The sequence below is a fragment of the Nocardioides coralli genome, assembly GCF_019880385.1.
Classification (GTDB): Bacteria; Actinomycetota; Actinomycetes; order Propionibacteriales; family Nocardioidaceae; genus Nocardioides; species Nocardioides coralli.
Genome location: NZ_CP082273.1, coordinates 560,982 through 577,597, shown reverse-complemented (window position 1 = coordinate 577,597; position 16,616 = coordinate 560,982). Strand labels below are relative to the sequence as shown.

General features: G+C 72.3%; 19 protein-coding genes. 8 read left to right on the top strand and 11 right to left on the bottom strand.

The genetic code is table 11. The features are described from left to right. Positions 1-8: 8 nt before the first annotated feature. The 4 genes from K6T13_RS02915 to K6T13_RS17560 are packed head-to-tail and all read right to left on the bottom strand — an operon-like array spanning position 9 to position 4,767. On the bottom strand, positions 9-677 hold the full coding sequence (locus K6T13_RS02915; RefSeq protein ID WP_222896853.1) for an SGNH/GDSL hydrolase family protein: 669 nt from the start codon (positions 675-677) through the stop codon (positions 9-11). Positions 678-685: 8 nt separating this feature from the next. After that, complete coding sequence (gene secD / locus K6T13_RS02910) at positions 686-2,956, bottom strand: protein translocase subunit SecD (protein ID WP_222896849.1); 2,271 nt, start codon at positions 2,954-2,956, stop codon at positions 686-688. Positions 2,957-3,004: 48 nt separating this feature from the next. Next, positions 3,005-3,658, bottom strand: coding sequence for a response regulator transcription factor (locus tag K6T13_RS02905; RefSeq protein ID WP_222896845.1), 654 nt, complete (start codon positions 3,656-3,658; stop codon positions 3,005-3,007). Then, positions 3,655-4,767 (bottom strand): sensor histidine kinase, encoded by a 1,113-nt coding sequence (locus K6T13_RS17560; protein WP_222896842.1) that lies wholly within the window; start codon positions 4,765-4,767, stop codon positions 3,655-3,657. Before K6T13_RS17560 ends, K6T13_RS02905 begins: the two co-directional genes overlap by 4 nt. Positions 4,768-4,901: 134 nt before the next feature. On the opposite strand from K6T13_RS17560, the gene K6T13_RS02895 reads away from it, so the two are divergent. Continuing rightward, positions 4,902-5,603 carry a hypothetical protein gene (locus K6T13_RS02895; protein ID WP_222896837.1) on the top strand — a complete coding sequence of 234 codons (702 nt, stop codon included), beginning with the start codon at positions 4,902-4,904 and terminating at the stop codon, positions 5,601-5,603. Between the two features lie 79 nt (positions 5,604-5,682). Next, on the top strand, positions 5,683-7,188 hold the full coding sequence (locus K6T13_RS02890; protein ID WP_222896833.1) for a PhoX family protein: 1,506 nt from the start codon (positions 5,683-5,685) through the stop codon (positions 7,186-7,188). Positions 7,189-7,209: 21 nt separating this feature from the next. On the opposite strand, the gene hflX is transcribed toward K6T13_RS02890, so the two are convergent. Beyond that, a complete protein-coding gene (gene hflX / locus K6T13_RS02885) occupies positions 7,210-8,676 on the bottom strand; it encodes a GTPase HflX (protein WP_222896830.1) in 1,467 nt (488 codons plus the stop codon). Between the two features lie 92 nt (positions 8,677-8,768). Here hflX and K6T13_RS02880 point away from each other — a divergent pair, with 92 nt between their 5' ends. Then, positions 8,769-9,164 (top strand): pilus assembly protein CpaE, encoded by a 396-nt coding sequence (locus tag K6T13_RS02880; RefSeq protein WP_222896826.1) that lies wholly within the window; start codon positions 8,769-8,771, stop codon positions 9,162-9,164. 3 nt (positions 9,165-9,167) lie between these two features. On the opposite strand, the gene K6T13_RS02875 is transcribed toward K6T13_RS02880, so the two are convergent. The 6 genes from K6T13_RS02875 to miaA all read right to left on the bottom strand — a co-directional run bounded on the left by K6T13_RS02875 (position 9,168) and on the right by miaA (position 15,245). Further along, positions 9,168-10,634: a nitric oxide synthase oxygenase gene (locus K6T13_RS02875; RefSeq protein ID WP_249423904.1), complete on the bottom strand. Its 1,467-nt coding sequence runs from the start codon at positions 10,632-10,634 to the stop codon at positions 9,168-9,170. Next, positions 10,631-11,182: a DivIVA domain-containing protein gene (locus K6T13_RS02870; RefSeq protein ID WP_222896822.1), complete on the bottom strand. Its 552-nt coding sequence runs from the start codon at positions 11,180-11,182 to the stop codon at positions 10,631-10,633. The genes K6T13_RS02875 and K6T13_RS02870 overlap by 4 nt, the downstream gene beginning before the upstream one ends. Then, positions 11,179-12,354, bottom strand: a complete 1,176-nt coding sequence (locus K6T13_RS02865) for a globin domain-containing protein (protein ID WP_222896815.1) — start codon at positions 12,352-12,354, stop codon at positions 11,179-11,181. The genes K6T13_RS02870 and K6T13_RS02865 overlap by 4 nt, the downstream gene beginning before the upstream one ends. 282 nt (positions 12,355-12,636) lie before the next feature. Continuing rightward, on the bottom strand, positions 12,637-13,413 hold the full coding sequence (locus tag K6T13_RS02860) for an SDR family oxidoreductase (protein WP_222896808.1): 777 nt from the start codon (positions 13,411-13,413) through the stop codon (positions 12,637-12,639). A gap of 101 nt (positions 13,414-13,514) precedes the next feature. Continuing rightward, the gene (dapF, locus tag K6T13_RS02855) at positions 13,515-14,294 is read right to left on the bottom strand and encodes a diaminopimelate epimerase (RefSeq protein ID WP_222896806.1); all 780 of its coding nucleotides are present in this window, start codon (positions 14,292-14,294) and stop codon (positions 13,515-13,517) included. A 54-nt stretch (positions 14,295-14,348) separates the two neighbouring features. Then, positions 14,349-15,245 (bottom strand): tRNA (adenosine(37)-N6)-dimethylallyltransferase MiaA, encoded by an 897-nt coding sequence (gene miaA, locus K6T13_RS02850; protein ID WP_222896805.1) that lies wholly within the window; start codon positions 15,243-15,245, stop codon positions 14,349-14,351. A 38-nt stretch (positions 15,246-15,283) separates the two neighbouring features. Between miaA and K6T13_RS02845 the strand changes: the two genes are divergently transcribed. Genes K6T13_RS02845 through K6T13_RS02825 form a run of 5 tightly spaced genes read left to right on the top strand, consistent with a single transcriptional unit; the run spans position 15,284 to position 16,608 of the window. Then, complete coding sequence (locus tag K6T13_RS02845) at positions 15,284-15,490, top strand: antitoxin (protein ID WP_222896804.1); 207 nt, start codon at positions 15,284-15,286, stop codon at positions 15,488-15,490. Between the two features lie 8 nt (positions 15,491-15,498). Then, positions 15,499-15,654: a hypothetical protein gene (locus K6T13_RS02840; protein WP_222896803.1), complete on the top strand. Its 156-nt coding sequence runs from the start codon at positions 15,499-15,501 to the stop codon at positions 15,652-15,654. Continuing rightward, positions 15,651-16,091, top strand: coding sequence for an NUDIX hydrolase (locus K6T13_RS02835; RefSeq protein WP_222896802.1), 441 nt, complete (start codon positions 15,651-15,653; stop codon positions 16,089-16,091). The genes K6T13_RS02840 and K6T13_RS02835 overlap by 4 nt, the downstream gene beginning before the upstream one ends. A gap of 11 nt (positions 16,092-16,102) precedes the next feature. After that, complete coding sequence (locus K6T13_RS02830; protein ID WP_222896801.1) at positions 16,103-16,360, top strand: hypothetical protein; 258 nt, start codon at positions 16,103-16,105, stop codon at positions 16,358-16,360. Beyond that, complete coding sequence (locus K6T13_RS02825; protein WP_222896800.1) at positions 16,357-16,608, top strand: hypothetical protein; 252 nt, start codon at positions 16,357-16,359, stop codon at positions 16,606-16,608. Before K6T13_RS02830 ends, K6T13_RS02825 begins: the two co-directional genes overlap by 4 nt. Positions 16,609-16,616 lie beyond the last annotated feature (8 nt).

The following is a 16,616-nucleotide window of genomic DNA, read 5'->3' as shown; positions in this document are numbered from 1 at the left end:
CGCGAAGCCTATGCGGCCGGCCCGACAGCCTCGGCGACGCGGTCACCGAACTCCCGGTGGCCCGCCGGGGTCAGGTGCAGCCCGTCCGGGAGGTAGTCGAGCTCCCAGTCGTACGTCGACACGTAGCCCCACCCGGCGGCGTCGGCGAGCCGCGCCAGCAGCGCGTCCACGCGGGCGGCACCGGCTGCCCGGCTCGGCGCGGCCGCGGGCCCGACCACGACCACCTCGTGCCCCTCCAGCACCTCGATGAGCCGGGCGACACCCGCCTCGATGTCCTCGTCGCTCTGGTCCACGTCGTTGAGCCCGCCGGCGACCACGACCCTCCGGGGCCTCACCTCCGCCTCGGCGGCCTGGGCCGCGAACGACACGCCGTCGCAGCCGCTGGCCCCGGGGCTGAACCCGCTCCCGGAGAACCCCGCCACGTGCACGCGCCCCGGCAACCGGGTGGGCCAGGAGTCCGCCGGGTCGGCGAGGTCGGGGGCGACCGACCACGAGTCGCCGACGACCAGCAGGTCGGGGCCGGTCCCGGTCACCAGCGCGGCACGACGGGCCGCGTCGTCGGCGAGCCGGTCGCAGATCGCGGGGTCCGCGCCCCGGAGGGACAGCCCGCCGGCCACGGCTCCCGCACCGACCAACACGGCGACGACCGCGCCGCGGCGTACTGCACGAGGGTGCACGTCCGGGCTCAGACGACCGCGCCGGAGTCCTCGGGGTCGCGGGCCTTCTTCACCTTCTGCTCGCGGGCCATCGGGAAGCGCTCCTGCAGCCAGATCAGGATCGGGGTCGCGGTGAACACCGAGGACGCGGTGCCGATGATCAGACCGACCAGCAGGGCGACCGCGAAGTCCTGCAGGGAGTCGCCGCCGAGGAAGGCGAGCGCCGCCAGGATGAACATCGCACCGAGACCGGTGTTGACGGTTCGCGGCACGGTCTCGAGGCAGGCGGTGTTGGCGATGTCGGCGAAGGCGCCCTCCCGCGAGGCCCGCCAGCGCTCGCGAATCCGGTCGAACACGACGACCTTGTCGTTGACCGACAGACCCACGATCGTCAACGCCGCGGCGAGGAAGACGCCGTCGATCGGCTTGCCGAGCCACGCGAAGAGGCCCACCACGATCAGCACGTCGTGGAACATCGCCAGCACGGCCGCGAGGCCGAAGGTCCACTTGAACCGGATCGCGAGGTAGAGCATCTGGGCCAGCAGCGCGATGCCGAAGGCCAGCAGCGCCCGGTTGCGCAGCTCGTCGCCGAGCGAGGCACCGATCCGCTGGTCGTCGACCTGCTCGACAGTGCCGCCGATGTCCTCGAGGGAGGCCTGGATCCGGTCCTCCTCCTCGTTGGAGATGTCGCCGACCCGGACGGTGAAGTCGGCGGTGTCGGCGCCCTGGACGACGGCCTCGGGGAAGCCGGCGTCGGCGATCGCCTTGCGGGCCTCGTCGACCGAGACGTCCTCGGAGACGGAGTAGTCGAGGGTCCGGCCACCGGTGAACTCGATGCCGAGGCTGAGGCCCGGGCCGACGACGCCGCCGATGGCCGCGACGAGCGCGACGACGGAGGTCGCCAGCCACACCCGGCGGCGCGACATCAGGTCGGGCTTCTTCCGGTCGAGCCAGCCGCGCACCTTGCCGGTGTAGCCGAGGCCGGCGAACTTGGGCCGCCGGGCCAGCGCCTGGGTCGACACCGCCGCCTGCGTCAGGAGCCGGGCGATGATCAGCGCCGAGATCATCGAGGCGATGACACCGATCGACAGCGTCACACCGAAGCCCTTGACCGGCCCGGAGGCCAGCAGGAACAGCAGCGCGGCGGCGAGCAGCGTCGTGATGTTGGAGTCGATGATCGCCGACCAGGCCTTGTTGAAGCCGATGGTCAGTGCCTGCCGCAGACCCGCCTTGGGTGCGTCGACATACTCCTCCCGCGCTCGTTCGAAGACCAGCACGTTGGCGTCGATCGCGAGACCGATGGCGAGCACGAAGCCCGCGAGACCCGGGAGCGTCAGGGTCGACCCGAGGCCGACGAGCATCGCGTAGGCGAGCAGGGCGTACGACGCCAGCGCGAGCGTCGCGAGACCGCCGACGAAGCGGTAGACGACCGTGATGAACAGGCCGGTGAGGATCAGGCCGATGATGCCGGCCTCGAAGGAGTCCGCGATGGCCTGGTCACCCAGGGTCGGGCCGACGAGCCGGTCGGAGATCGACTCCAGCGGCAGCGGCAGCGCGCCACCCTCGATGAGGGCCGACAGCTCCTGGGCCTCCGCGACGGTGAAGTCACCGGAGATCTGGGTCGAGTTGCGGATGCTGCCGCCGCAGGGAACCTCGACACCCGGGGAGGAGATGACCCGGTCGTCGAGCACGATGGCGATCCGGTTCTGGGCCCCCTGGGCACACGCGGCCTCGGCAGACAGCTCGCCGAAGGCGTCGGAGCCGGAACGGTTGAAGTCGACGTTGACGACCCACTGCAGGCTGTCCTGGGGCTGGGCGGCCTCCGCGCCGGTGATCTCCTCACCCCGGAGCGCGGCGGGGCCCATCTCGAGGGTGTCGCCCTGGTCGCTGGGCAGCACGAGGTTGTCCGGCTGGCGTGGGTCGGCGTTCTGGTCGGCGACGACCCGGAGCACCGGGTGCACGCTGAGCTGGGCGGTCTGCCCGATCTGCTCACGCGCGTCCTCGGCCTCCTCCTCGTCGGTGATGCCCGGGAGCTCCACCAGGATCCGGTTGTCGCCCTGCCGCACCAGCGTCGGCTCGGTGACGCCGAGGGCGTCGACGCGGCCGCGCAGCACCTCCAGCGTGCGGTCGACGTTCTCCGGCGTCGCCTCGGTCTGCTCGGTGCTCTGGGCCTCGAAGACGAACTGCGCGCCGCCCTGCAGGTCCAGACCCAGCTTCGGCTCGCGCTCCATCGCCACCCAGCCCGCTCCGGCGAGCACGCCGATGACGAGGAGGAGGCGGAACCAGGCACCACGGGACATGGGGCGCATCTTCCCCCACGCCCGGCGGGGGCCCAAACCCGGGCCCGGTCAGGTGCGAGGCGCGACCAGACCGGCCTCGTAGGCGAGCACGACGGCCTGCACCCGGCTGGCGACCCCGAGCTTGGCCAGCACCCGGTTGACGTGGGTCTTGACCGTGGCCACGGCCACCACGAGATCAGCGGCGATCTCGTCGTTGGACCGCCCCCGTGCCATCAGCTCCAGCACCTGGCGCTCCCGGCCGGTCAGGGTCGCCAAGGGGCCGCTGGCCCGGTCCTGCGCCGGCGGGTGTTGCAGGTAGGACTCGATCAGCCGGGTGGTCAGGCTCGGCGCCAGCAGCGCCTCGCCCGCACAGACGGTGAGGATCCCCTCGACCAGCCGGTCCGGCGGGGTCGCCTTCAGCAGGAACCCGGCGGCCCCGGCGGCGAGCGCGTCGTAGACGTAGCGGTCGAGGTCGTACGTCGTGAGCACCAGCACCCGGGTGCGGCACCCGCTCCCCGTGAGCTCGCGGGTCGCGGCGATCCCGTCCATCACCGGCATCCGGATGTCCATGAGGACCACGTCGGGGTCGGTGCGGCGTACGACGTCGACAGCCTCCCGGCCGTCACCGGCCTGACCGACCACCTCGCAGCCGCGGGCCTGCAGCACCAGCTCGAGGCCCGACCGCACCAGCTCCTGGTCGTCGGCGATCACCACGCTCGTCACGGCGCCGTCTCCAGCACCGGCAGCTCGACCTCGACCTCGAAGCGGTCCTCGCCCGCCTCGCGGCGCAGCGTCCCGCCGACCAGCGCGACCCGCTCCGCCATGCCCTGGAGACCCAGGCCGGAGCCCGGCCGCCGCGTGCCGTTGACGGCGTTGCTGCAGCGGATCACCACCCGGTCGCCCTCGGCCGTGACCTCCAGCCGCACCGGGCCCTTGCCGTGCCGCTGCGCGTTGGTCAGCGCCTCCTGCACCACGCGGTAGGCCGTCACGTCGACGACACCCGGCAGCGGGCGGTCCGGCAGCCGGAGCTCGGCGTCGAGCGTGAGCCCGCCCCGTCGGCTCGACGCCACCAGCTCCGGCAGGTCACCGAGGCCCGGGGCGGGGCGCAGCCCGAGCTCGTCGGCGTCGTCGCGGACCAGGTGGAGCAGCCGGCCGGTCTCGGCGAGCGCCTGCCGCCCGGCGTCGGCGACCCGCTCCAGGAGCAGCGCCGCCCGGTCGGGCTGGGTCCGGAGGAGGTCCTGGGCCGCCGCCGTCTGCACCACCATCGCGCTGATCGAGTGAGCGATCACGTCGTGCATCTCGCGGGCGATCCGGTCGCGCTCCTCCCGCACCGCGGCGTCCCGCAGCTGTTCGCCCTGCTCGGCGAGGAGCCGGGTCTGGTCCGCGAGCCGCTGGCCGATCCTTCCGAAGGCGAAGGGCGGCACCGCGAGCGCCAGCACGAAGACGGCGTCGGTCGGGTCGGGGCTCCCCGGGCTGGTGGCGAAGTCGACGGCCACCACCCCGAGGGTCGCGAGCGCGACCAGCACGGCCCCGAGCCACGGCAGGTAGCGACCCAGGCTGTACATGCCCAGCACGTAGAAGAAGATCGGGGTCGCGGCCGCGTCCATGGCGGTGCCGGTCCACGGCATCAGCATCAGCAGCAGCGCCGCGGCCGGCGCGGCCAGCCAGGTGTGGGTGCGCCGGAAGACCAGCGCGACCCCGGCCAGCGCCTCCAGCGCCGCCGCGAGGACCCAGCCGTCCGACCCGAGCCAGGCCAGCTCCGTGGTGCCGAGCACCACGAGACCCGCCGGGACCAACATGTCCCGCCGACCCGGGCGCGCGCCCTCCTCCACGAGGGGAGCGTACGGCGAACCCCTTCCACCCGCGTCCACCTCAGGGTGGAGAGCAGGACCGACTCCCGGGCTGACGACCCGGACCCCCGGGTGCCGCCACGCTCGACCCAGGTTCCCGACACCGAGGAGGAGACATGTTGCAGGGACGAGACCGCCAGGTCGGCACGTTCGCGTGGGTGATGGCGTGGGTAGGGCTGGTCGTGGGCCAGCTGCACGCGCTCGCCCGCTTCCGCACCCCGGAGGGGCTGAAGGACGTGGACCCCGACGAGTACCCGTGGACGGCTGCGTGGGCCGTGCCCGCCGACGACCTGCTGTCACCCCTGCTCGACTGGGCGAGCCCCGAGCAGGTGTACGTGCACTACGGGAAGGTCTGGTTCCCGGTGCTGGCGGCGGTCACGCTGTGCGCGCTGGTCGTCTACCGGCGGCGCCAGCCCCGCGGCTTCGAGCGCGGCGCGTGGTGGGCAGCGATCGCGACGTACGCCGCCGGCTCGCTCGGGGTGTTCCTCGACTACTGGACGCAGTGGTCCGGCGACTACGAGGGCAACGGGATCGAGGCGACGCTTTTCACCATCGGCGCGTGGATCAGCTTCCCGGCGCTCTTCCTCATGATGCTCACCACCACGGTGCTCGGCGTGACGCTGCTGATCAGGCGGTTCCGGCCGGCGCTGCCGGCGATCCTGATGGTGTCGACCATCCCGTTCGCGTTCCTCGTGGTCATGCAGGTCACCTCGCTCGGCAGCGTGTTCCTGACCGCGGCCTTCGCCTTCGGGGTCCTCGGTCGCCGCATCGCCCGGGCCGACGGGCCGGTCCCGGACCGGACGCCGGTCAGCGCCTGACCCTTCCCCCTCCGGTGTGACGCGGCTAGGTTGGCCCGATCCCCCTGACCGTGACCGCCCACACCGGAGGATCCCGAGCATGACCCTCGACCGTCGCACCCTGCTGAAGACCACTGCCGCCGGCGCCGCCGCCGGGCCGTTCGCCGGCCTCGTCGCCGCGCCCGCGCACGCCGACCCCGACCCCACCCGGCTCGTGCCGGTCAAGGACAAGCGCGACGGCGTGGTGCGGCTGCACCTGCCGCGGGGCTTCCGCTACCGCTCCTTCCACGACACCGAGCAGCCGGTGACGCTGACCGACGGCACGAGCCTCCCGGGCTTCCACGACGGGATGGCCGCCTTCGACGGCCCCGGCAAGACGGTGCTGCTGGTCCGCAACCACGAGGTCAACAAGCCTCAGGATCACTTCGGCCCCGGGCGTCCCTACGACGCCATGGCCGGTGGCGGCACGACGACCGTGCAGGTCACCAAGAAGGGCAAGGTGATCCGCTCCTTCACCAGCCTCAACGGCACGATGATGAACTGCTCCGGAGGGCCCATGCCGTGGGGCTCCTGGATCACCTGCGAGGAGACGGTCAACGGTCCCGACGTCGGTCCCGACTTCACCGGCACCTCCAACGTGCCTCTGGAGCAGCGTCACGGCTACGTCTACGAGGTGCCGGCGAGCCGGTTCCCCGGACGCGGCCAGTCCAACCGTCGGCCGATCCGGAGCGCCGGGCGATTCGCCCACGAGGCGGTCGCGTTCGACCCCGAGGGCGGCTGCCTCTACCTCACCGAGGACAACTTCGGGTTCGCCTCCGGCTTCTACCGCTACACCCCGCCCAACGACCCGATGGAGGACGGCTACATCGCCGACCGGGGCAAGCTCCACATGCTCAAGGTCCGCGGGGTCGACAACGCCCACCTCGAGGGCCACCAGGTGCAGGGCACGGTCTACGACGTCGAGTGGGTCGAGATCGACGAGCCGGACGTGGAGTACCCCTACACCCCCGGCAGCCCGGCCAGCACGCCCAACAACACCGCCCTGACCCACGTCAGCAGCCAGGGCTGGGGCAAGGGCGCTGCCTACTTCTCCCGCCTCGAGGGCCAGATCTACTCCCCCGAGGACGAGACGATCTACTTCACCTCCACCAACGGCGGCGGCGAGCCCGAGGTCGGCACCAAGGCCGGCCCCTACGGCAACGGCATCGGCCAGGTCTGGGCCTACGACCCCGAGGAGGAGACGCTGCGCGTCGTCTTCCAGTCCACCGACGACATGAAGCTGGAGCTGCCCGACAACATCACCACCTCCTCCGGCGGCACGCTGGTGGTGTGCGAGGACGGACCGGCCGACAACTACCTGCGCGGGCTCACCCCCGACGGCCGGATCTTCGACATCGGCCTCAACCGGCTGCGCTCCAGCGGAGGAACGGAGCGCTTCGGCGACGAGTTCGCAGGGTCCACCTTCAGCCCCGACGGCCACACCCTCTTCGTCAACATCCAGTCGACGAACGGGATGACCTTCGCGATCTGGGGCCCGTGGGACGAGCTCGAGGGCTTCGACGACGACGGGGACGACGACGAGGACGACGACCGCGACGACGACTGAGCCGGCGGGCGGCGTACTCGCTCAGGAGAGGGTGTACGCCGCCAGCTCGCCGGCCAGGTCGGCGTTGGCCCGGCCGGTGACGCGGGTGCCGTCGGCGGTGTGCTCGAGCTCGTCGATCTCGCCGTGGCGGTGCAACCGGTCGACGAGGTCACCCCGGTCGTAGGGCAGCAGCGCCGCGAACTCGACGCCGGGCCGCGGCAGCTCCCGCTCGACGGCCTCGAGGACCGCGTCGACCCCCTCGCCGGTCTTGGCGCTGACCACCACGCTGTGGGGCTCGCGGGCCTGCAGCCGCGCCACCACCATCGGGTCGGCGGCGTCGGCCTTGTTGATGACGACCAGCTCGGGGACCTTGTCGGCGTGGATCTCCGCGAAGACCTCGCGGACCGCGGCGAGCTGACCCTCCGGGTCGGGGTGCGAGCCGTCGACGACGTGGAGCACGAGGTCGGAGTCGGCGACCTCCTCCAGCGTGGAGCGGAAGGCCTCGACCAGCTGGTGGGGCAGGTGGCGGACGAAGCCGACGGTGTCGCTCATCGTGTAGACGCGGCCGTCGCTGGTCTGGGTGCGACGGGTGGTGGGGTCGAGGGTCGCGAACAGGGAGTCCTCGACCAGCACGCCCGCGTCGGTGAGCCGGTTGAGGAGGCTCGACTTGCCGGCGTTGGTGTAGCCCGCGATCGACACGCTCGGCACGTGGTGGCGGCGGCGCTCCTGCCGCTTGACCTCGCGAGTGCCGGACATCTCCTTGAGCTCGCGCCGGAGCTTGGCGATCTTGGTGTTGATCCGGCGCCGGTCGGTCTCGATCTTCGTCTCACCGGGACCGCGGCCACCGATGCCGACACCGCCGGCGGCGCGACCGCCGACCTGGCGCGACAGGTTGCCGCCCCAGCCGCGCAGCCGCTGCTTGAGGTAGGTGAGCTGGGCCAGCTCGACCTGTGCCTGGCCCTCCTTGGACTTCGCGTGCTGGGCGAAGATGTCGAGGATCAGCGCGGTCCGGTCGACGACCTTGACCTTGAGCCGGTCCTCCAGGTTGCGCAGCTGGCTCGGCGCGAGCTCGCCGTCGCAGATCACGGTGTCGGCGCCGCTGGCGTCCACGACCTCCTTGATCGCGTCGACCTTGCCGCGCCCGACGAACGTCGCGGGGTCGGGACGGGTGCGGCGCTGGAAGACGGCCTCGAGCACCTGCGAGCCGGCGGTCTCCGCCAGGAGGGCCAGCTCCGCCATGGAGTTCTCGGCGTCCTCGACCGTGCCGTCGGTCCAGACCCCGACCAGCACGACGCGTTCCAGGCGGAGCTGGCGGTACTCGACCTCGGTGATGTCCTCGAGCTCGGTCGACAGGCCCGCGACCCGGCGGAGCTGGTGGCGGTCGGCCAGGTCCTGCTCGCCGGTGGTGAGCTCGGGCTCGTCGGCGTACCCGCTCTCGAACTGGTCGTCGTCCCAGGCGGTGGTCTGCTCGAGCTCGGCGTCGAGGTTGAAGTCAGGTGCGTTCGTCATGTGCCTCACAGGGTAAGGAGGCCGCGCATGGTGCGCGACTCGTTATCGGTTCCAACGCTTGGCTCGGGCGCGGGATTCCGGATGATGGAGGGGTGATCAGCCTCCACCACGCGGAGCAGCTGGACTACCTGCTGCGGTCGCAGGGCCGCGAGTGGGAGCCCGCCGACGGCGACCGGTTCGTGATCCCCGGGCGCGACCTCGACCAGGTCTTCGTGGTGGCCGAGATGACCATCGAGGTGCAGGAGATGGGGACCCACCGGTTGGTCTGCTTCAACGGCACCACCGAGTGGGCGCTCGACAGCATCCTGGTCGAGGAGGTGCTGTGGCTGCCGTGGGAGCACCAGCTGCGGGAGCTGCTGGGCGACCGCTTCCTCTCCCTCGCCGCCCACGGCGACGCCTTCGTGGTCACGCTCACCGACGGCACGCGCGTCGTCCACGACGACGTCGAGGAGGCCTACGCCGAGGCGCTGCTCGGCGAGTTCACCTGACCCTCAGCGGAAGGCGGGCGGGCCACCCCGGAGCGCCCGGGTGGTGGCGCCGGCGTCGGTGAAGAAGTTGGGCACCTGGTCCTCGGTGTCGTAGTACCGGTGGAACACGGGCGTCAGCGACCCCGACATCGGCGGCACGATCCAGCTCCAGTCGGCCGGGCAGCTGCGTCCGTTGCGCTCCTCCTTCTCGAGGTGGGTGAGGAAGCGGCGCGACTCGGTGTGGTGGTCGGTGATGCTCACGCCCTGGGTCTCGAAGGAGTGCAGCACCGCGCGGTTGATCTCGACCAGCGCCTGGTCCCGCCACAGCGTCGCCTCGTCGGAGGTGTCGAGCCCCATCCGCTTCGCGACCTCGGGGATGAGGTCGTAGCGGTCGCTGTCACCGAGGTTGCGGGCACCGATCTCCGTGCCCATGTACCACCCGTTGAAGGGCGCGGCCGGGTAGGAGACCCCGCCGATGCTGAGCCGGTTGTTGCTGATCACCGGCACGGCGTGCCACCGCATGCCGAGCTCGGCGAACCACGGCAGGTCGGGGTGCTCGAGCTCGACCTCGCGCACCGCGTCGGGCGGGACCGGGAACAGCCGGGGACCCTCCTCCGCGGTCTCCACGACCAGGGGGAGCACGTCGAACTGACCCGGCGTGGCCGGCGGCCGCCACCCGCGCCGGACCAGGTTCTCGGTGAAGGTGCGGTAGCGCGGGTCACCGAGCACGTGGCCGTCGGCCCGCTCGTAGCCGGCGTACCGGATCAGCTGCTCGTTCCAGATCCGCGGGGCGGGCCGCTGCGGGGTCTCCGGGGCGAACACGGTGATCATCGGCCGGATCTTGCCGCCGTTGTCGGCCGCCCGCAGGTGGTCGAAGCAGGCCCGGGCCACGCCCGCCGCGTCGGAGACCGAGCGCAGGTCGCGGACCTGCAGGCTGCGCCAGTAGAGCCGCCCGATGCAGCGCGCGTTGTTGCGCCAGGCGACGCGGGCGCCGAACACCAGCTCCTCGGGGGTGTGGCGGTAGGTGCCCGTGCGGTCGATCTCGCGGGTCACCTCGGCGATGCGCGCGCCGGCGGGCCCCGCCTCGGGGTTCTCGGCGTGGAAGAGCTCGATGAACTCGACCGCCTCCTGCACGTCGACGGCGGCGGCCCCGCCCGGCCCGTGCGTCGGCGCGGGGGGCGCCGGCGCCGGGTCCGGGCGGGTCCTCGCCGTGCGCCGCCGGGCGCGCGAGCCCACCGACCGAGCCGGTCGGCGTACGCGGACCCGCACCTCGTCCGCAAGGACGACCCCGCCGAGCGCGACCGCGAGCAGTCCCCAGGGGTCGACCGGGACACGGCCGCCGAGACCGAGCGCACCGACCGTGGCGCCGGCCAGAGCCAGCGCGACCACCACGAGCGGGGCGGCTTCGCGGGGCCGGACCGCGGTCGCGGTGCCGGGCCGCGCTGTCTCGACCCGGGTCGGCTCGACGTGGACCGGACAGCCCGCGGTCACGCCTCCCGCCCCGTGGCAGGCGCCGGCCACTCGGCGAAGAGCGGGTCGTCGACGCCCTCACCCGGGCCGTCCGCGGGCGGCGTGCCGCCCATCCGGTCCACCTCGGTGGCGAAGGAGTCGACAATCGACTGCATGCGGGCCTGGGCCGAGCGGGCGTAGGTGCTGACCTCACGACCGGCGGTGTCGAGGGCCTCCTCCACGATCTTCCGCTCGTGGGCGCGGGCGTGGCTGATGCGTTCGCGGGCGTCACGCGTGACGTCCTGGACCATCTCCTCGGCCACGAGCTGGGCCTGGCTGAGCAGCTGGACCATCTGCTCGTTGGTCCGCTCGCCGACCTGCTCGTACTCCTCGAGCTCGGCCTGCACGCGCTCGAGCCGGGCTGCGAGCCGCTGGTTCTCCGCACGGCTCTCGGCCAGCTCGCGCTCGGCCGCCTCGGCCTCGTCGGCCAGCCGGTCGAGGTAGGCGTGGACCCCGTCGGCGTCGAGGCCGAGCAGCTTGCGGGGGAAGGACTGGTCGCGGATGTCCGCGGGGGTCTGGGGGGTGGTCACCGGTGTTCTCCTGAGGGGATCAGCGCCGGCCGGACGGTGTGCTCGTCGGCGGCGGGGTAGTAGAAGTGCTCGTAGGTGATGTCCGAGGGCTGCATGCCGGCGTCCGAGAGCCGCTGCAGGGTGTGGGCGACCATCTGCGGGCCGCCGCACACCATCGCGGTCGAGCCCGGCACCGCGTGCCGGGAGGCGATCGCGCCGACCTTGCCGCGCACGCCGGGGTAGGACGCGTCGTCCGAGACGACCTCGGTGTACTCGAACCAGGGCCGCTCCCGCGCCAGCTCACGCAACCGGGGACGGTCGTAGAGGTGCCAGGGCATCCGCACCCCGTGGAACAGGTGGACGTGCGGCGCGGTGCCGGACCGCTGCCACTCCAGGTCGACCTGCTCGAGCACCGCCAGCAGCGGGGCCAGGCCCGTCCCGCCGGCGACCATCAGCAGGTCGGTGGGGTCGTAGGAGCGGCGGGTCAGCCGCTCGCCGACGGGCGCCCCGAGCCGCACCGTGTCACCCACCGCGAGAGAGCGGACGACCGTCGGGCTCACCTGCCCGCCGTCGATCTGCTGCACGTGGAGGTCGATGGTCCCGTCCTCGCGCGGTGCGTTGGCGGGGCTGAAGTAGCGCCACAACCGGGGTCGCTGCGGGATCTCCACCGACACCGACTGGCCCGGGCGGTAGCTGAAGGGCTGACGTGGCCGGACCTGCAGCAGCGCGAGGTCCATGGTCCGGCGCTCGACGCCGACGACGTCGGCGTCCCACCAGTCGGGGGTCGACTCCGAGGAGTTCTCCGCCGCCTCGACCATCACCCGGGCGATCACCTGGTAGGCGGCGGTCCAGTGGGCGGCGAGCTCCTCGTCCCACTCCGACCCCAGGAAGTGCTTGAGGGTCGCGCAGAGCGAGGCACCGACCGCGTCGTAGTGGTCGGCGACGACCTCGTACTTGCGGTGGTCACGGCCGAGGTGCTGCAGGAACGCCGTGTCGTGCTCGATCTGGTGGGCGTTGCTGACGATCCTGCCCAGGGCGCTGACCAGCTTGTCGCGCTGGCCCGCCATGGAGAGCGGGAACATGGGGCGCACCTCGGGGTGGGTGACGAAGAGGTGCGAGTAGAAGTAGAGCGCGACGTGGTCCCCGTGACGGGTCACCCGGTCCCAGCTGCGCTGCAGTGCCTGGACGTCCATCGGGCTTCAGCCGGCTCGCTGGACCAGCTCCTGAGCCGGGACCTCGGGGGGCCCGGCTGGGGCAGCGCGGTGCCGCCGAAGGGCATGCAGGGGCAAGGGGTGAAGCGTCGACAAGGGTTCCCTCCCGGTCAGTCCCCCGTCTGACAAAGACTCCCCCGTCTGACCGCCGTTCCCTCCCAAGACCCGGCGGCGTCCGGACCCGACACGGTCGAGCCACGGACACGGCACGGTAACAAAAGGAACGTTCTGGTGCCAGCCCTCGCGTCGTTCTGCTACGGGCGCCTACCGCGGTGGCATCCGGATGCCGCCGTCGACCCGGATCGTCTCGCCGTTCATGTAGGAGTTGGTCAGGCACTCGAGCACCATCGACGCCAGCTCCTCCGGCGTCCCGAGCCGCTTGGGGTGGAGCACCGACTGGCCCAGCTGCTCCTTGAACGCCTCCGGGTCGGGCACGAAGTCGTAGATCGGGGTCTCGATGAGGCCGGGGGCGACGGTGTTGAGCCGGATCTGGGCGGCCGCGAGGTCGCGCGCCACGGGCAGCGTCAGCCCGACCAGCCCGCCCTTCGAGGCGGCGTACGCGGCCTGGCCGATCTGGCCGTCGAAGGCCGCCACCGAGGCGATGTTGACGATCGCGCCCCGGTCGCCCGACTCGGTCGGGTCGAGCTGCGACATCCGCGTCGCCGCGTGGCGGACCATGTCGAAGGAGCCGATCAGGTTGATGCCGACGACCTTCTTGAAGGCGTCGAGGTCGTGGGCTGAGTCGTAGGTGCCGTCCTTGCCGACCGTGCGCTGCGCCCAGCCGATGCCGGCCGAGTTGACCAGGACACGCAGCGGGCCGAGCTCGGCGGCGCGGTCGACCGCGGCGCGGACCTGCTCGGTGTCGGTGACGTCGACGTGGACGAACTCCCCGCCGATCTCCTCGGCCAGCGCCGAGCCCTTGTCGTCCTGCACGTCGGCGACGACGACGCGCGCACCGCGGGTCGCGAGCTGGCGGGCGACGGCGGCGCCGATCCCCGAGGCGGCACCGGTGACGACGGCGGATGCTCCCTGGATGTCCATGACCCGGACCCTAGTCGGGACGTTCGCCCCTCCGGACGTTGAGGTGCGAAGGCGTGCAACGCCTGAGCCACGAAACGCCCGGACCCTCCGCCGTACCGAAGTCAGAGGTCGGTCTCGCCGCGGGCCACGATCACCGCCGGCCCGGACAGCAGCACCCGGTCGTCCTCGGTCCACGTGACGGTGAGCGTGCCGCCCGGCACGTCGACGCGGTACGTCGACCCCGGCCCGGCCCCGTCGGCGTTCGCCGCGGCCACCATCGCCGCACAGGCGCCGGTCCCGCACGAGCGGGTCTCCCCCGACCCGCGCTCGTGGACCCGCATCGCGACGTGCTGCGGCCCCCGGCGTACGACGAACTCCACGTTGACGCCGTGCGGGTAGACCGTCGCGTCGTGGAGCGGGGCCTCGTGGAGCGGGCCGGCGTCGTCGAGGTCCTCGGTCTCGCCGAGGAAGGCGACCGCGTGCGGGTTGCCCATGTCCACGTGGACGGCGGACCACGAGTGGTCGGACACGGCGACCTTGGTGTCGCCGAGCACGCGGGGACGGCCGAGGTCGACGGTGAACCCGTCCCCGTCCTCGGTGAGCGTCTTGACCCCGTCACGGGTGCCGACGTCGAGCGGCAGCGTCTCGCCCTCCTCGTCGCGCAGGTAGCGGGCGAAGAGCCGGATGCCGTTGCCGCACATCTCGCTGACCGAGCCGTCGGCGTTGCGGTAGTCCATGAACCAGCGGCCGTCCTCGCGGGCCGCGCGGATGACGCCGTCGCCGCCGATGCCGGCGCGCCGGTCGCAGAGCGCACGCACGCGCTCGGGCGTCAGCTCCACCTCGGCCGGCACGATCACGAAGTCGTTCTCGGTGCCGTGGCCCTTCACGAACGGGTAGGTCACGCCCCCGATTCTGTCACCGCCGGTGCGAGTGGGCCGACCGATCTTGCTGAGGTCTCAGCCCCGGACCGCGGTCACCGCACGCTCGACCCGGTCGGGGTCGTCGAAGCGCACCCAGCTGATCCGCGGGTCCTTGCGGAACCACGCCAGCTGCCGCCGCGCGAACCGCCGGGTGGCGACCGTCGTCTGCTCGACGGCCTCCTCCAGGGTCAGCTCCCCGGAGAGGTGGGCGGCCGCCTGCCGGTAGCCGATCGCGGCAGCCGCGGTCCGGCCGAGCGGGCCGAGCCGGGCGACCTCGTCGACCAGCCCGGCGTCGTACATCCCCCGGACGCGGGCCGCGATCCGTTCGTCGAGGGTCGGCCGGTCGATCTCCACACCGACCTGGACGGTGTCGGGGTCGGCGTACTCCAGCGACGGCAGGGTGGCGGTGAACGACCGGCCCGTCAGCTCGCCGACCTCGAGCGCCCGCACGATCCGGCGGCCGTTGTCGGGGAGGATCCGCTCGGCCGCGGCCGGGTCGCTCGCGCGGAGCCGCGCGTGCATCGCGGTCGCCCCCACCTCGGCGAGCTCGGCCTCGAGCCGGGATCGGACCGCGGGGTCGGTCCCCGGGAACTCGAAGCGGTCGAGCACGGCGCGGGTGTAGAGCGCCGAGCCGCCCACCAGCACCGGCACCACGCCGCGGTCGCGCAGCGCTGCGATCACGGCTCGCGCCTCGGCCTGAAACTCCGCGACCGTCACCGTCTCCCCCGGGTCGTGGGTGTCGAGCAGGTGGTGCGGGATCCCCCGGCGCTCTGCCGGCGGTGGCTTCGCGGTGCCGATGTCCATCCCGCGATAGATGGCCATCGCGTCGGTGTTGACGATCTCACCGCCGAGCCGTTCGGCGAGGTCGAGCGACAGCGCGGTCTTGCCCGAGGCGGTCGCCCCGACGACGGCCACGATCGGGACATCGCTCATGGGGTTAGTGTGGCAACAACCGGACAGGAGGTACCGACATGGGATTCCTCGACAACCTGAAGAAGAAGGCCACCCAGGCCGTCGACCAGCACGGCGACAAGATCTCCGGCGGCCTCGACAAGGCTGCCGACGCCGTCGACAAGAAGACCAAGGGCAAGTACTCCGGCAAGATCACCTCCGGCCGCGACAAGGCCAAGGACGCCCTGGACCGGCTCGACGGCAAGCAGGACGGCGACGTCCGTTGACGGGAGCCGTGCCGGAGGAGGAGAGCGAGCCGCTCGGTCTCACCGAGGCCCCGCCCGACGAGCACGGCAGCGAGCTCCCGGACCCTGCGGACACCGAGGGTTCCCGGACGCAGGAGGAGAACGCCGACTCCGCGCTCGACCAGCCCTCCGACGAGGCGACGTGACCGACCGCTTCGTCGTCGTCCCCGCCTCCTACGTCTATCTCATGCGTGACGACGAGGTGCTGCTGCAGCTGCGGCAGCACACCGGCTACATGGACGGCCACTGGGCCGCTGCCGCGGCCGGCCACGTGGAGCGCGGCGAGACGGCGTACGACGCCGCCCGGCGGGAGGCGGCCGAGGAGCTCGGCCTCGCCGACATCGATCTCCGCTTCGAGCTCACCATGCAGCGCACCCAGCACGACCTGCCGATCGACGAGCGCGTCGACTTCTTCTTCACGGCGCGGTCGTGGAGCGGTGAGCCGCGGATCATGGAGCCGGCCAAGTGCGCCGAGCTGCGATGGTGCCGGCTGGACGCCCTGCCCCATCCGGTCGTCCCCCACGAGGCGCACGCCCTGGCCTCGCTGGGGAAGGGCGACCCCTATCTCACGTTCGGTTTCTGAGAGGAGCACGCATGTCCGACGACAAGCTGGGGCCGATGCCCGACCCGGAGGTGGAGAAGGCGGCTGAGAACCCCGGTGGGGTGGACGCCATCAACGAGGACGCACCGTTCGCGGGCGACCAGCGCGGGCCCTACGGCCGCGACCTCGACCCCGAGAAGAACCCCGAGGTCGAGGACCAGCTCCCCGACGACATCTCGCAGCCCGACGACAAGACGCAGGACCCGGACGACGAGAGTCAGCAGGGCCCGGACAAGGAGGACCCGGTATGAGCGACGACAAGCACGACATCCGCCACTCCCACCACGACGCCTCGGGCGACATGGGGGTCAGCAGCGAGCGCGAGGGCCCCACGGGTCCTGGCCAGCACGACACCGACGGCATCCGTGACGTGACGCCTCAGAGGCCCGCCGACGAGGACGCCCCGCCCGAGCAGCGGCCCGGTGGTGAGGAGGAGAACCCCGAGGGGATCCCGCCGAAGGCCGGTTACTCGAAGATCGACCCGCGCTCGGAGTCGTAGACCGAAGG

Bases quoted from the DNA above. Each gene is read 5' to 3' on its own strand.
- miaA (WP_222896805.1), bottom strand. From the start codon at position 15,245: ATGAGCGATGTCCCGATCGTGGCCGTCGTCGGGGCGACCGCCTCGGGC.
- K6T13_RS02860 (WP_222896808.1), bottom strand. From the start codon at position 13,413: ATGGACATCCAGGGAGCATCCGCCGTCGTCACCGGTGCCGCCTCGGGG.
- K6T13_RS02830 (WP_222896801.1), top strand. From the start codon at position 16,103: ATGTCCGACGACAAGCTGGGGCCGATGCCCGACCCGGAGGTGGAGAAG.
- K6T13_RS02895 (WP_222896837.1), top strand. From the start codon at position 4,902: ATGTTGCAGGGACGAGACCGCCAGGTCGGCACGTTCGCGTGGGTGATG.
- K6T13_RS02825 (WP_222896800.1), top strand. From the start codon at position 16,357: ATGAGCGACGACAAGCACGACATCCGCCACTCCCACCACGACGCCTCG.
- K6T13_RS02845 (WP_222896804.1), top strand. From the start codon at position 15,284: ATGGGATTCCTCGACAACCTGAAGAAGAAGGCCACCCAGGCCGTCGAC.
- K6T13_RS02865 (WP_222896815.1), bottom strand. From the start codon at position 12,354: ATGGACGTCCAGGCACTGCAGCGCAGCTGGGACCGGGTGACCCGTCAC.
- K6T13_RS02890 (WP_222896833.1), top strand. From the start codon at position 5,683: ATGACCCTCGACCGTCGCACCCTGCTGAAGACCACTGCCGCCGGCGCC.
- hflX (WP_222896830.1), bottom strand. From the start codon at position 8,676: ATGACGAACGCACCTGACTTCAACCTCGACGCCGAGCTCGAGCAGACC.
- secD (WP_222896849.1), bottom strand. From the start codon at position 2,956: ATGTCCCGTGGTGCCTGGTTCCGCCTCCTCCTCGTCATCGGCGTGCTC.